This window comes from Arthrobacter sp. ov118 (assembly GCF_900116495.1).
GTDB lineage: Bacteria > Actinomycetota > Actinomycetes > Actinomycetales > Micrococcaceae > Arthrobacter.
This window is the reverse complement of record NZ_FPAY01000003.1, coordinates 254,632-268,493: the sequence shown is the minus strand read 5'-3', so window position 1 is coordinate 268,493 and position 13,862 is coordinate 254,632. Positions and strand designations below refer to the sequence as shown.

Sequence of the window (13,862 nt, the reverse complement as noted above, 5' to 3'; positions counted from 1 at the left end):
CGGTCCCCGGGTTGGTCCGGTTTCGTATCCCCACCGGAGCGTGGATACGGTAGGTATGTGCCGGCCGAGATGGAAGCAAACCATCCGCGAGGCCCCGGTCCCGCCGAGGCCCGCGCGCTCCGCCACGCCGTCGAACTCAAACGGTTTTCACGGCGCACGTTCCTGATTGGTGCAGGGTCCGCGTCCCTGCTGGCGGCGGACATGCTGTTCACAAGGGAGGTGCAGAACGAGCGGCGCGTCAACCGGATCCTTCAAGTGCAGGACGATGTCGCCGAGCGGTACTTTCCGCACGCCAGCTGGATCTTGTTTCCCGGCTACAAGACGAGCTGGGAAGAAACCCAGTGGATCCTGAACGCGCTGCGCGGTTCCCTCAACAAGCGGGGCCAGCTGGCCGCCGTCGGCTACTCCAACGAGGGGCTGGACATCGACGAGGTGGTGATTGCCGTGATCGAGCACGTCCGTGCCCATCAACTCACCACCCTCTACTTCTACGGCCACAGTTTTGGCGGCATGGTCGCAACCCAGGTGGCCGCCCGGTTGCGGGAGCTGCACGGCTTCGAAGTGGCTTTTATCCTGCTCGACTCCAGCCCCGCGAGCCGCCATGACGTGCTGGACCAGAGCTGGTTCGAGGGCGTGGTGCTGCTCTATGAGAGCGGCTTCCGTTTCCCCACGGTGCTGCGCGGCGGCTACGAGCTCGGCGAGAGGATGCTGCACAAGAATGAGCGCAGCTGGGGCCAGATCATGGACCAGAGCCTGGAACAGCTGTCCCCGATCGCGCCCTCCAGCGTGCTGATTCAGTCAGAATCCGCCTACATCTACCACTTTGACGTCAGCCGCTTCGCGGGCAAGCTCGGCAGCACGAAGATGGCTTTCATCGGCAACCCCGGGGACCAGACGGTCGACTACGAGACGGCCCGCGACGTGTGGTCCCTGACCTTCAAAGCCAACATGGTCTCGGATGACCTGCGGACGGATGGAGCCAGGCCCGAACACGCGAGCCCCGGCTGGAGCCCGTTCGTCTACCGCCCCCTCATCGAGAAACTTCAGGACGACTTCTTCCCGCTGCCCATCGGCGGCGGGAAGAAAACCGCGTTTTGACACCAGCCAGTTGCTGACGGCCTCCCAACGGGCGGCGCAACCGGGCGGCTGCCCGTCAGATCTGGTTCTTGAGGTCCGCGACGGAATTCAGGATCTGGTTCGGCCGGAACGGGTACGCGGCGATGTCGTCCCGGTGCGTGATGCCGCTGAGCACCAGCACCGTGTGCAGGCCCGCTTCCATGCCCGCGATGATGTCCGTGTCCATGCGGTCACCGATCATGGCCGTGGTCTCCGAGTGCGCATCGATCTGGTTCATGGCCGACCGGAACATCATCGGGTTGGGCTTGCCCACAATGTAGGGCTCGCGGCCCGTGGCCTTGGTGATAAGGGCCGCGATGGCGCCCGTCGCGGGCATCGGGCCGTCCTTCGACGGGCCGGTGGCATCGGGGTTGGTGGCGATGAAGCGGGCACCGGCCAGGATCAGCCGGATCGCCATGGTGATGGCCTCAAAGGAGTAGGTGCGGGTCTCGCCAAGCACCACGAAGTCCGGGTTCTGGTCGGTGAGGATGAACCCGGCCTCGTGCAGCGCCGTCGTGAGACCCGCCTCGCCGATCGTGTACGCGCGGTTGCCCGATTCCGAGCCGTGCACCTGGTCCTTGAGGAACTGGGCCGTGGCCAAAGCCGAGGTCCAGATGTTCTCCTCGGGGATTTCCAGGCCGGAGGAGCTGAGCCGGGCGGCGAGGTCGCGGGGCGTGAAGATGGAGTTGTTGGTCAGCACGAGGAAGCGCTTGGACGTGTCAACCCAGCGCTGGATCAGCTCCGCCGCTCCCGGGATCGGCTGGTTCTCGTGGACCAGGACGCCGTCCATGTCCGTCAGCCAGCACTCGATCTCCTGGCCGCTGCGGTACACCGACGCTGACGTCCGCACCGTGTCGGGGTCCGTCCTCCGGTCTGGTTCGTTGTCTGTCCCGTGGTCCGACTTCAGACGTGCCGCTTGGTCTGCCATGGTGCCCTTCGCGTAAGTGTGCCGCTTCTCGTGTCCCAGTCTAATGTTGATGCGTGACTGAACCTGAGACGCCCCGCGAACCCCGTCCCACGTCGGGAGCCGACGAGACAGCGGGGGCGGAGCCCAAGGCGGAGGTCGGCGTCGGCCCCTGGGAAGGTGAGCTGCCGCAGGGTGAACACTGGGATCCGGACCTTCTCGCGGACGGCGACCGGCGCAACGTGGTGGACAAGTACCGCTACTGGAAGCACGAGGCGATCGTGGCGGACCTGGACTCCAAGCGGCACAACTTCCACATCGCGATCGAGAACTGGCAACACGATCTCAACATCGGCACGGTTGTTCGCACGGCGAACGCGTTCCTCGCCAAGGAAGTCCACATCATCGGACGACGTCGGTGGAACCGGCGCGGCGCCATGGTCACCGACCGCTACCAGCACGTCCGGCACCACCCGACAGTGCCGGACTTTGTGGCGTGGGCGCAGGGGGAGGGGCTGGCGATCATCGGGATCGACATCTTCCCGGATTCGGTCCCGCTGGAGACCTATGAACTGCCGAAGGACTGCGTCCTGGTGTTCGGCCAGGAGGGCCCGGGACTCACTCCGGAAGTCCACGATGCCGCCCTCGCCACCTTGTCGATCGAGCAGTTCGGCTCCACCCGCTCCATCAACGCCGCCTCCGCAGCCGCCATCGCGATGCACGCCTGGATCCGCCGCCACGTGTTCGGCCAGCACGTCTGACTGCCGCCGAGATGTGTCATCTCGGGCGGCTCGGCCGGGAGCGAGTGTTACAGCGGCCTAGTGACCCGAGACACTGCCCCGGTGCAGGAATGGCTAGGATGGTTTCTAGCCGACGAGGTTCCCTCCAGGATCACCAGCCCGTAGACGAAATTCACTTTAGGAGTCAGCATGCCCATTGCAACCCCAGAGATCTACTCCGAGATGATCGACCGCGCAAAGACGGGCGGCTTCGCCTTCCCGGCGGTCAACGTCACGTCCTCCCAGACCCTGAACGCGGCGCTGCGCGGCTTCGCGGACGCCGAGTCCGACGGCATCGTCCAGGTCTCCACCGGCGGCGCAGCGTACTGGTCCGGCGCCTCCACCAAGGACATGGTTGCCGGCTCCCTGGGCTTTGCGGCCTTCGCCCGCGAGGTCGCCAAGAACTATGGTGTCAACATCGCCCTGCACACGGACCACTGCCCCAAGGACAAGCTGGACGGCTTCGTGCTCCCGCTGCTGGCCGCCTCCGAGGCCGAGGTCAAGGCTGGCCGCAACCCCCTGTTCAACTCGCACATGTGGGACGGCTCCGCCGAGACCCTGCAGGAAAACCTGCGGATCGCCCGTGAACTCCTCGAGCGCACCGCGGCCGCCAAGATGATCCTCGAAGTCGAGATCGGCACTGTGGGCGGCGAGGAAGACGGCGTCGAGAACGCCATCAACGACAAGCTTTACACCACCGTCGAGGACGCCCTCGCCACGATCGACGCGCTCGGCGCGGGCGAAAACGGCCGCTACATCACGGCCCTGACCTTCGGCAACGTGCACGGCGTGTACAAGCCGGGCGGCGTGAAGCTCCGCCCGGAGATCCTCAAGGACATCCAGGAGCAGGTCGGCGCGAAGATCGGCAAGGCCAACCCGTTCGACCTCGTCTTCCACGGCGGCTCCGGCTCCTCGGACCAGGAAATCGCCGACGCCGTCTCCTACGGCGTCATCAAGATGAACATCGACACCGACACCCAGTACGCCTACACCCGTCCGGTGGCGGACCACATGTTCCGCAACTACGACGGCGTCCTGAAGGTCGACGGCGAGGTCGGCAACAAGAAGACCTATGACCCCCGCGTCTGGGGCGCCTCCGCCGAAGCCGGCCTCGCCGCCCGCGTCGTGGAAGCCGCGCAGCAGCTCGGGTCCACGGGCAAGACCTTCTAGCCATGTCCGACGAGTTCCGCAAGAACCTGATGGGTCCCGAGCCCACGCTCCTGCCCGCCGAGCCTGAGATCTACCAGCACCTCGCGCTCGGCCAGGAAGCCGTGGACCTCGTGGCCAAGCACCCCACGTCCTCGCTGCTGTGGGCCATCCTGGCCGAGGAAGCGTGGGACGAGGGCCGCACCATCGATTCCTACGCGTACTCGCGCGTGGGCTACCACCGCGGCCTGGATTCACTGCGCCGCAACGGCTGGCGCGGCGTCGGGCCGATCCCGTGGGAGCACGAACCCAACCGCGGCTTCCTGCGCGCGCTTTATTCGCTGGGCCGTGCGTCCGCGGCGATCGGCGAGGCCGAAGAGCCGGAGCGGATCGACAAGTTCCTCAACGACTCCGATCCCGCTGCCAGGGCGGCCATCGAAGCCCAGGACTGACAAGCCCAGGACTGACACCACCGCACTCAAAGCAACGCGGGGTCACTTCCGGCCCAATCCACACCATGGATCGGGCGCGAAGTGACCCCGCGTTGGTGTTTAAAGTTGGTGTTTAAGGGCGGGCGCTTAGTTGGCCTTGGCCAGGCCTGTGCGGGCCATGGCATCCGCGTATGCAGTGCGCATGTCTGCCAGGTACTCCTCCTGGCGGGCCGGCGTGCCGGCGAACGCCCGGCCGCTAAGCGAGCGGACCTTGTAGGTCTTCAGACCGCGGCGCCACAGCAGCGGGACCTCGGTTTTGAGCAGCAGGTTGGCCAGACGGTTGGCCTCGGTGCCGTGCGCGACGATCACGGAGGCGCGGGGCACGAGGGCCAGGAACTTCAGCAGCGGCTTGAGGCCGGCGGAAATCTGGTCCGGCGTGAACTTGCCGTTGGGCTCGCCGGGGACGTGCCACGGGTGCACGTTCCAGGGCATGACGAATTCGGGACGCAGCCCCAGCTTCCACTGGATGCCGAGCATGCGGGTGGCCGCCTCGTCGTCGCCCGCCGTGATGAAGCCCGACGCGTCCGCGGTGCCGATGTTGGAGTACAGGCTGATGATGCGGCACTCATCGACCTCGTGCATGGGGTCCACATAGGGGACAACGGTGCCAGCCTTGGTTGCCTGGAGAGCATCACAGAGCTCATTGACCGGGGCGACGCTAGGTTCGTACCGGCGGCTCAGGAGCTCTTCGCGGAAATTTTCGGTGGCCAGGGCTGTCATATGTTGCTGGGTCTCCTGCGGGATTGGCAAAGCTGCCACACCGGATGCGGGCACGCCGGATACCGGCCATGCAGAACAATGGTGTGGTTTGAAAATGTGGTGTGGACCGATTCCTGGTCGATCCATATCAGTCTATCAAGCCCCCCGAAATGCAGAGCCGCCCCCATCACTCTCCCAAGCCCCGGCGGCCCGGCAGTCGCTACCAGAGGCGCTTGGTGGCGCGGCGCGCCCCTTCGCCGAGGGCCTCCAGCTTGGCAAAGGCAATCTGCGGATGCACCCTGCCGCCCAGTCCGCAGTCGGTCGAGGCGACCACGTTTTCACGGCCCACGAGGTCCGCGAAGCGCACGATCCGGTCGGCGACGAGGTCGGGATGTTCCACCACGTTGGTGGCATGGGACACGACGCCGGGGATGATCACCTTGCCCTCGGGGAGCTTGGTGTCTTCCCAGACCCGCCACTCGTGTTCGTGCCGGACGTTGGCCGCTTCGAAGGAGTAGCCGCCGGCGTTGACCTGGAGAACAGATCCGATGATGTCCGCGAAGGGAATGTCCGTGGTGTGCGGGCCGTGCCAGGAACCCCAGCACACGTGCAGCCGGATCTTGTCCTGCGGCAGGTCGCGCAGCGCCCAGTTCGTGGCCTCGACCCGGAGTTGGATGAACTTCAGGTAGTCCTCGAGGCTCGGCTCGGGATTGATCTGGTCCCAGCTCTCGGCCAGGGACGGGTCGTCGAGCTGGACCGTCAGGCCGGCGTCGATGATGGCTTTATATTCCTCGCGCATCGCGTCGGCGCAGGCATAGAGAAGTTCCTCGTCGCTCTGGTAGTACTCGTTGGCCACGCGCGCGCAGGAGCCGGGGGAGAGGGAGGCGACGAACCCTTCCGTGAGGCCCGCTACGGCCATGCCCGCCTTGAGGTTGGCGATGTCCGAGTTCACCAGGTCCTGGCCCGTGTACGTCAGGGGTCCCGCGATCTTGGGCTGTGTGACGGCACGGCGGTGGGCCAGGATCCCCGAGGAAGGGTCGTTGTAGGCGTCATTGAACTTCTGCCGGTCCCGGCGGTCGGGAAAGGACGTCAGGACAATGTGGCCCGGGGAGGAACGGTGCACCTTGGCGTCGGCCCAGCGGTCCACATCGGTCGGTGCCAAGCCGCCCAGCCGGGAAAAGGAGTAGTTCCACCAGGCGCCGTAGTCCACGGAGCTGGACATCGTGTGCCCGTACTCGCCGTCGTTGGGGATGTCGATGCCAAGATCCTTTTGGAGCTGGACGACGTCCCCCACGGACGTTTTCAGCAGGTCCAGGAACTCGGGCGTCAGGCCATCAGCTTCCTTGGCCTCGTTCGCGGCGATCAGCTCGGGCGTGCGCGGCAGAGAACCGGCGTGGGTGACCCGGATATGGTCGGTGTTCTGGGACCCTGATGTGGTGTTCGGCGACATGGCGTTTCCTTTCCATCGGTCCTGGCGGTAGCACCGGTGCCGGTCACGCTGCCCGCTGGTGGGCAGGCGGCGTCCGGCAGGGTTGCTGCGGCGTCAACGGTCCAGGTCCCTCGGCCGCTCGGGATGGTCACTCTCACTTAATTCCACGCCGGGACCTCCCGCAAGTCGAGCCCGCTATGTGTCGAAAATGCCCCGATCGATGATGCCGCGTCCACGCCAGGACCCAAACCGATGCCAGGAACCGTTTTCGGCTAAACTTGGGTGGTAAGAGCCCCGGAACTCTGGCGTTGGGCAGGAGCACAGCGGTAGATTCGGGGCATTCTCATGAACGGCGCTGACCTGCGGTGACCATTTGGTCATTCACGCAGTTCGGCCCGAACGAATGGGGGAGGATCCCATGCCAGCAATCGTGATCGTCGGAGCCCAGTGGGGCGACGAAGGCAAAGGAAAGGCCACCGACCTGCTCGGCGGCCGCGTTGACTACGTCGTCAAGCCCAACGGCGGCAACAACGCCGGGCATACCGTCGTCGTAGGCGGTGAGAAGTATGAGCTCAAGCTCCTTCCTGCCGGCATCCTGAGCCCGAACGCGGTTCCGATCATCGGCAACGGCTGCGTGGTGAACCTGGAAGCCCTGTTCCAGGAAATCGACGGGCTCGAGGCCCGCGGCGCTGACACCTCACGGCTCCGCGTCTCCGCCAACGCCCACCTCGTGGCTCCCTACCACCAGGTCCTGGACAAAGTCACCGAGCGTTTCCTGGGCAGCCGCGCCATCGGCACCACCGGCCGCGGCATCGGTCCGGCCTACATGGACAAGGTGGCCCGCCTGGGCATCCGCGTCCAGGACGTCTTCGACGCCTCCATCCTGCGGCAGAAGGTCGAAGGCTCGCTGCGGCAGAAGAACGAACTCCTGGTCAAGGTCTATAACCGCCGCGACATCGAGGTGGACGAGATCGTGGAGTACTTCCTGTCCTTCGCCGAGCGGCTCCGCCCGCTGGTCATCGACAGCACCTACGTCCTGAACACGGCGCTGGACGAGGGCAAGGTGGTCCTGATGGAGGGCGGCCAGGCCACGTTCCTCGACGTCGACCACGGCACCTACCCGTTCGTCACGTCCTCGAACCCGACTGCGGGCGGCGCCTCCGTGGGCTCCGGCATCGGACCCACCCGGATCTCGCGCTCCATCGGCATCATCAAGGCGTACACCACGCGCGTCGGTGCCGGGCCGTTCCCCACCGAACTGTTCGACGAGATGGGCATGTACCTGCAGAAGACCGGCGGCGAGTTCGGTGTCAACACCGGCCGTCCCCGCCGCTGCGGCTGGTACGACGCCGTTCTGGCCCGGCACGCCTCCCGGGTCAACGGCTTCACGGACTACTTCGTCACCAAGCTGGACGTGCTCACGGGCATCGAGCAGATCCCGGTCTGCGTCGCCTACGACGTCGACGGCGTGCGGCACGACGAAATGCCCATGACCCAGACCGAGTTCCACCACGCCAAGCCGATCTTCGAATACTTCGAGGGCTGGACCGAGGACATCACCGGCGCCCGCACCCTGGAGGACCTGCCGGAAAACGCCCGGAACTACGTCCTTGCCCTGGAGAAGCTCTCCGGCACACGGTTCTCCGCGATCGGCGTCGGACCGGACCGCGACCAGACGATCGTGGTCAACGATTTGATCCTTGACTGATACTGACTGATACTGACTGACGCATAAGGTTCACGTACGACGGCGGCGGGTCACCCTGGGAAGGGCGGCCCGCCGCCGTCGTCGTTAGGCTGCGCCCTCGCTACTGGCCTGCGAGGCCCAGCGAGAGCCAATTCTCCCGACACGCCCTGCCGGCAGCCTCGGCGTCGCCGAGGCGGGAGAGCCTGATGATCTCCGCGTGCTGGGCCACCGATTCCCGGGCCGCAAAGGAGCCGAAGCGCATCCGCTCCACCCGGCGCAGGACGGGCGTGGTTTGCTCCAGGAGCTCGTGGAGCACCGGGTTCGCGCTGACCGTTACAAAGACGGCGTGGAAATCGTCATCGGCGCGGAGTGCCGACTCGACGTCGGCGTGCTGCAGGGCCTGTTCGAAGCGTGTATTGGCCTCGTCCATTACGGAAATATCGTCCTCGGTCAGGAGCGGAACGGCCAGGCGTGCGGCCAGCTCGTGCAACCCCGCGACCACCTGCTGGGCGCTGACGGTCGACGCCTGGTCGTAGGGGGCGACGATGGTGGCCTTCCCCGGCAGCGCAATCACCAGGCCGGCGCGTTCCAGCCGGAGCAGAGCCTCCCGGATCGGCGTTCGGCTGACGCCCAGCCACGCTTCCAGCTCGGTGTCCTTCAGCCGTTCCCCAGGCGCCAGGGTGCCGTCGACGATCGCGTTCCGGATCGAGTCAAAGACGTTGTCCCGGAGCAGGGTCCTCTTATGGACTCCGTGGAGGGCGGGTACGGGCATGCAACATATCGTATATCGCTCTTGCCGAGGGGCGGTCTTAAGACGGACAATGGCTCGATTGGACAGTGCAATATATTGCATTTCGCTTGTTTTGATTTCATCCTGTTGCGCTGCCAGACCCCTACCGAAGGACCGACGATGGCCATCACCGACTTTGAGCGCTACCCCCTGATGTTCGGCCCCAGCCCCATCCATCCGCTGCCGCGGCTCAGCGCCCACCTGGGCGGCGCCCAGATCTGGGCCAAGCGGGAGGACGTCAACAGCGGCCTCGCGTTTGGCGGCAACAAGACCCGCAAGCTGGAGTATTTCGTCCCGGATGCCCTGGCGCAGGGCGCGGACACGCTCGTCTCCATCGGCGGCTATCAGTCCAACCACACCCGCCAAGTTGCGGCGGTGGCTGCGAAACTCGGCCTCAAGGCCCGCCTGGTCCAGGAGAACTGGGTCGACTGGCCTGACCCGCTGTCCGATCGCGTCGGCAACATCCTGCTCTCGCGCATCATGGGCGCCGACGTCCGGCTGGACAGCGCCGGCTTCGACATCGGCATCCGCGGCAGCTGGGAAAATGCGATCGAAGAGGTCAAGGCCGCCGGCGGTAAGCCCTACGCGATCCCGGCCGGCGGGTCCGACCACAGGCTAGGCGGCCTGGGCTTCGCCAACTGGGCCTATGAGGTGGAACAGCAGGAGCGGGAGCTCGGCGTATTCTTCGACACCATTGTGGTCTGCACCGTCACGGGCTCCACGCACGCCGGCATGATCGCGGGCTTTGCCGGCCAGGACAAGCCGCGCCGCGTGATCGGCATCGACGCCTCGGCAACCCTGCAGAAGACCCGTGAGCAGGTGGAACGCATCGCCCGCAACACCGCCGAACTCATCGGGCTGGGCCGGGAGCTCCGCGACGACGAAATTAACGTTCTGGAAGGCTGGGCCGGGGACCTGTACGGCATTCCCGTCGAATCCACCCTCGAAGCCATCCGCCTTGGCGCCTCGCTCGAAGCGATGATCACCGACCCCGTCTACGAGGGCAAGTCCCTCGCCGGACTAATCGACCTCGTGAAAAGCCGGGACATTCCGGCCGGCAGCAACGTCCTCTACGCGCATCTGGGTGGCCAGATCGCCCTCAATGCCTACAGCGGGCTCTTCCGATCCTGACGAGGCGCCGGTCCCCGCTGCCTATCGTGAGGCCACTCCCGTTATGGCACGCCTGGGCTACGACGGCTGCGGGTCCTCCGGTGAGGGAGCCCGCCGTCGTCGTTTAGGCCCAGCAGCGCTGGCCGGGAAAAAGAAAGAAGAAAATTTCAATTGGGGCGTAACCTTTCGGCCTGCCCCAGCGATTACTCCTTTGTAAGCGCCGCCCGGAGCTGAACCCCCCATGAGGCTTCCGGGCGGCCTTCCGCTGTTAGCGCCGGCCGGCGCCCGCCCCCCATTGGGCGCCGGCCTGCCTTCAAAGGCGAGAGCGGTCTGTTGACTGCCCATCAGGCTCCAGTCAGCCCTCCAACAAAAAACAAAGGATGTATGTCTCTTATGAAGAGTGTTAGCAAGACCACCAAGATTGCTGTCGGCGCCGCCATCCTGGCAGTCGGAGGATTCTCCGGCATCGGACTGGCCAACGCGGCGCAAACGTCCAGCACCCAGCAGCTTGAAGTAAACCGCGCTACGCCGGCCACCCCCGCGGTCCCGGCAAGCCCGACACTCCCGGCCAAGCCGGCCGTTCCCGCGATTCCGGCTTCCCCGTCGACTGACGGTTCGGACAAGGACTCCGTCAAGGGCGACGCCGAGAGCAACACTGACGCCGACGGCGCCGAGGGTGCCGCCGAGGGCTCCGTCGACGGCTCCGTTGACTCAAAGGAGGGCGCCACCGTCAAGAGCAACGCCAACGCCAAGGGCGCTGCCGGCTCGGCGCACGCCAACGTCAACGCCAACGTGCATGCCGCTGTTCCGGCCGTTCCCGCCACCCCGGCCGTTCCGGGCACCAACGGCGAACCGGCAACCCCCGCGGTTCCGGCAACCCCGGCCGTTCCCGCCGCACCGGGCGTCGAACTGCCCCGGCACGAAAAGTAGCACTCGGCTACTGAGCAGTGACCCGGCAAGGGTCTGCAAGTAGGGACTTCACTTTGGAGGTCCCGGGGGTGCGGCCGCTAGGCTTGCGTGGGCCGCACCCCGGCGGTAACGGAAGGACAGCCTCTTGGCACAGCAGCTAAGCGACGACGAATTGTCAGCCGCATTAGCTGGTGACCCATCAGGTTTCAGCGCCGTGTACGCGGCCATTTCCCCGGCTGTCCTGGGTTACTTCCGGGCCCGGGGCGTGGACGACGCAGAGGCCCTGACCCAGGACGTCTTCGTGGACGTCCTGCCGAAACTGGCCGGCGTCACCGGTGGACACAGTGGACTGCGGACGTTTATTTTCTCCGTCGCGCACGCCCGGCTGGTCGACCACCGACGGCGGGCGGAACGCACCCCGCACCTGGCCGAGTACGATCCGCTGAACGACGAGCGGTACGCGGCATCCGCCGAGGACGAGGTCCTGGGATCCCTGAGCGGAATCTCCGACACTCTCGCAAGGCTCAATGAGGAGCAACGGGAAGTCCTGGTCCTGCGCATCGTCGCGGACCTCTCCATCGATCAGGTGGCCGGCATCATGGACAAGTCGCCGGGTGCCATCAAACAACTCCAGCGCCGCGGGCTAAGTGCCCTGCGCGAACTCGTAACCGAAAAGGACCACGCAGCATCATGACGGGCACCCGCGACCCTCAGCAGCACGGCAGCATCCAGGCGATGCTGAGCGACTCCGGTCTCGAAACCGCGGCCGAGCTTCGCAGCGCGCTGGAACAGCTCCGCGCTGTGGTCCCGGATCAGGCGCCCGCGCCCCGCGCCGACCTGGCAGCGCTGCTCGCCACCGGGGCGCCCGGTTACACCGTGCCGGTCCCAGCGGAAGCCGGGCCTGACGCCGCCGTCGTGAGCCTGGAAGACCGGCGGAGGGGCCGGAAGCGCCGCCTCGCGATCGTCGGTGGCGCCGTGATCGGGGCGATGAGCCTGGGCGCAGGGGCCGTGGCCGCTTCCAGCGAGGACTTCCGGCACAGCGTCAGCCGCACGGTCGGGGTCATTTTCCATCCGGCGGTGCATCCCGCTCCGGCCCCTGAGCATGTCCAGCCGTCGCCGAGCGATGTTCCGGCCATTCCGGTCCCGGGCGCCACTGCGGCAGCGACCGGGAACCCCGGTGGTCCGGCGGCCGGGACGGCCACGTCCAGCAAGGCCAGCCGGGGCGTTTCGTCTGACGGAAAGACGCGGCCGGCCACGGCGCCAACGGCCCCGCCCGCCGTCGGCAGGGACGGCATACTGCCGACGCCCGGGCAGCGGCCGGTGACACCCGGGATTCCTGGAGCGCCGGACCAAAAGGACGGAAAGGGCAACGGCAACGGCAAGGACCTGCCCAGCACCCCTGGAAACGCGACGCCCACCCTGCCGGATGTCGTGCCGGCCAAGCTCCCGGGCCAGCCCTAGGATCGGCCGCCCACCCGCCCGGGTCCGCGGGCGCGAACGGGGTGATGGTTCACCCGATGCAGGATTCCTCGGATTCTGGCTCATTTGGTGCACACTTGCAGCCGGCCGCCCGCCGGGCTCGTCGGCGCCAGTATCGTTGCAACGACGGGTGAGGCCTCGGTCATCATTGGGGGATCGAGGACCGCCTGACTCTGGAGCGTTTCGCTTTTGTGCGGACCGGATGCCGGGCGAAGCGGAACGACGGGGCCGAGGCGCCCTCGTGAACCAGACGGACCGCCGGAGAGCAGGGAACCTGACGTTTACCTACCGAGGGATCGCCGAAGACCCTCCAGGTAGCCCGCAATAACGGCTGGGTTCTCCCTGAGGTCCCGCGCAGTCAGCCCGGTCGTCTCCTTCAGTGCCCGGCGTAGGCTCTGGGTGTTGGAAAAGCCGCTGCGGGCGGCAAGTTCGTCAATGGGTCGGAGTTGCCACTCCTTATCAAGAAGCAGCTCGAGTGCCCTCGCTGTCCGCAATGCGCGGATGCGGGCGCCCACTCCGAGCTCTTCCCGCTCGAAGAGGCAGAACAGCGCCCTGCGGGACATGTGGAAGCGCTGCGCAATGGCTTCCACTGTCAGGTCCCGGGAAGCATAGTTCCGGTGAATGTGTTTCTTGATTTCCAACCGGCGCGACGGCTGGAGCGCTTCGGGTTCCGCGGGAACGTCGAGCAACGACGAGATCAACGCCGTGGTGACGGACCTCAAAGCTGTGGCTGCCGCACCTGCGTGTGCTCCCATGCTCTCATTTCGGCAACCCAGGAGAACGGGCATCACGAGGGAGCGCAATACGGGATGCTGAATGAGGTTCGGTACCGCAGCCAGACGTTTCGCGGCTGCCGCGTCCACGCCCAGGCCGGCTCTGTCAAGGTTGAGCTGGATTACATGCATGCCGCAGGGGGCATGGAATGAGCCGTCGCGTGTGAGGTCGAGGAAGTGGACGCGCGGTGCGCTGAGGGGTGTCGGTTGTCCGGAGAAGTTGTACGTCGCGGATTCTGCCTTCACGAAGTAGGCCAGGCGGAGGTCGTCCAGATCCGGATTTGCATTCCAGGAGCCGGAAGCAGGTTCGTTCCGAAGCTCTATCAGGCTGAAGCCCGGCCCGGTAAAACTCACGGCGGAAGGGCAGAAGAGCGAAGACACCGGGCCGGTGGCTTCCAGCCGGACGGGGGTGTCGACGGCTTGCCCGTACCAGGCGCGCCAATGTTCAAACCTTTGCGGCGGAGTCAGGTCCATTGGAATTTCGTAGCGTTGACGGGATGCTTGGCCATCGGACCGGGAGCGAGCGATAGCGGGCTCCGGGTCCGGGCCA

General features: G+C 66.1%; 14 protein-coding genes. 9 read left to right on the top strand and 5 right to left on the bottom strand.

The window, feature by feature from the left end; translation table 11 throughout:
• Positions 1–69 precede the first annotated feature (69 nt).
• The gene (locus BM372_RS08770; protein WP_090954569.1) at positions 70–1,098 is read left to right on the top strand and encodes a thioesterase domain-containing protein; all 1,029 of its coding nucleotides are present in this window, start codon (positions 70–72) and stop codon (positions 1,096–1,098) included.
• 55 nt (positions 1,099–1,153) lie between these two features.
• Here the strand turns inward: BM372_RS08770 and BM372_RS08765 are convergent, their stop codons facing one another.
• Positions 1,154–2,044 carry an HAD-IIA family hydrolase gene (locus tag BM372_RS08765; RefSeq protein WP_256214135.1) on the bottom strand — a complete coding sequence of 297 codons (891 nt, stop codon included), beginning with the start codon at positions 2,042–2,044 and terminating at the stop codon, positions 1,154–1,156.
• 53 nt (positions 2,045–2,097) lie between these two features.
• Here BM372_RS08765 and BM372_RS08760 point away from each other — a divergent pair, with 53 nt between their 5' ends.
• The 3 genes from BM372_RS08760 (at position 2,098) to BM372_RS08750 (ending at position 4,397) form a co-directional block, all read left to right on the top strand.
• Positions 2,098–2,781 carry a TrmH family RNA methyltransferase gene (locus tag BM372_RS08760; protein WP_090954218.1) on the top strand — a complete coding sequence of 228 codons (684 nt, stop codon included), beginning with the start codon at positions 2,098–2,100 and terminating at the stop codon, positions 2,779–2,781.
• A 168-nt stretch (positions 2,782–2,949) separates the two neighbouring features.
• On the top strand, positions 2,950–3,969 hold the full coding sequence (fbaA, locus tag BM372_RS08755; RefSeq protein ID WP_090954216.1) for a class II fructose-bisphosphate aldolase: 1,020 nt from the start codon (positions 2,950–2,952) through the stop codon (positions 3,967–3,969).
• A 2-nt stretch (positions 3,970–3,971) separates the two neighbouring features.
• Complete coding sequence (locus tag BM372_RS08750) at positions 3,972–4,397, top strand: DUF3151 domain-containing protein (RefSeq protein ID WP_090954214.1); 426 nt, start codon at positions 3,972–3,974, stop codon at positions 4,395–4,397.
• 126 nt (positions 4,398–4,523) lie between these two features.
• Here the strand turns inward: BM372_RS08750 and BM372_RS08745 are convergent, their stop codons facing one another.
• Positions 4,524–5,156 (bottom strand): uracil-DNA glycosylase family protein, encoded by a 633-nt coding sequence (locus BM372_RS08745; RefSeq protein WP_090954213.1) that lies wholly within the window; start codon positions 5,154–5,156, stop codon positions 4,524–4,526.
• A 199-nt stretch (positions 5,157–5,355) separates the two neighbouring features.
• Positions 5,356–6,585 carry a cobalamin-independent methionine synthase II family protein gene (locus BM372_RS08740; RefSeq protein ID WP_090954212.1) on the bottom strand — a complete coding sequence of 410 codons (1,230 nt, stop codon included), beginning with the start codon at positions 6,583–6,585 and terminating at the stop codon, positions 5,356–5,358.
• A gap of 397 nt (positions 6,586–6,982) precedes the next feature.
• Between BM372_RS08740 and BM372_RS08735 the strand changes: the two genes are divergently transcribed.
• A complete protein-coding gene (locus BM372_RS08735; RefSeq protein ID WP_090954210.1) occupies positions 6,983–8,272 on the top strand; it encodes an adenylosuccinate synthase in 1,290 nt (429 codons plus the stop codon).
• Between the two features lie 100 nt (positions 8,273–8,372).
• On the opposite strand, the gene BM372_RS08730 is transcribed toward BM372_RS08735, so the two are convergent.
• Positions 8,373–9,023, bottom strand: coding sequence for a GntR family transcriptional regulator (locus BM372_RS08730; RefSeq protein WP_090954208.1), 651 nt, complete (start codon positions 9,021–9,023; stop codon positions 8,373–8,375).
• Between the two features lie 138 nt (positions 9,024–9,161).
• Between BM372_RS08730 and BM372_RS08725 the strand changes: the two genes are divergently transcribed.
• The 4 genes from BM372_RS08725 to BM372_RS08710 all read left to right on the top strand — a co-directional run bounded on the left by BM372_RS08725 (position 9,162) and on the right by BM372_RS08710 (position 12,521).
• The gene (locus BM372_RS08725) at positions 9,162–10,172 is read left to right on the top strand and encodes a 1-aminocyclopropane-1-carboxylate deaminase (RefSeq protein WP_090954206.1); all 1,011 of its coding nucleotides are present in this window, start codon (positions 9,162–9,164) and stop codon (positions 10,170–10,172) included.
• A gap of 372 nt (positions 10,173–10,544) precedes the next feature.
• On the top strand, positions 10,545–11,081 hold the full coding sequence (locus BM372_RS20640) for a hypothetical protein (protein WP_090954204.1): 537 nt from the start codon (positions 10,545–10,547) through the stop codon (positions 11,079–11,081).
• A 124-nt stretch (positions 11,082–11,205) separates the two neighbouring features.
• A complete protein-coding gene (locus tag BM372_RS08715) occupies positions 11,206–11,754 on the top strand; it encodes an RNA polymerase sigma factor (RefSeq protein ID WP_177235940.1) in 549 nt (182 codons plus the stop codon).
• Positions 11,751–12,521 carry a hypothetical protein gene (locus BM372_RS08710; protein WP_090954202.1) on the top strand — a complete coding sequence of 257 codons (771 nt, stop codon included), beginning with the start codon at positions 11,751–11,753 and terminating at the stop codon, positions 12,519–12,521. Before BM372_RS08715 ends, BM372_RS08710 begins: the two co-directional genes overlap by 4 nt.
• 299 nt (positions 12,522–12,820) lie before the next feature.
• Here BM372_RS08710 and BM372_RS08705 read toward each other — a convergent pair whose 3' ends face one another.
• Entirely contained in the window at positions 12,821–13,786 is a 966-nt protein-coding gene (locus BM372_RS08705; protein ID WP_177235939.1) for an AraC family transcriptional regulator, read from the bottom strand.
• Positions 13,787–13,862: the final 76 nt, after the last annotated feature.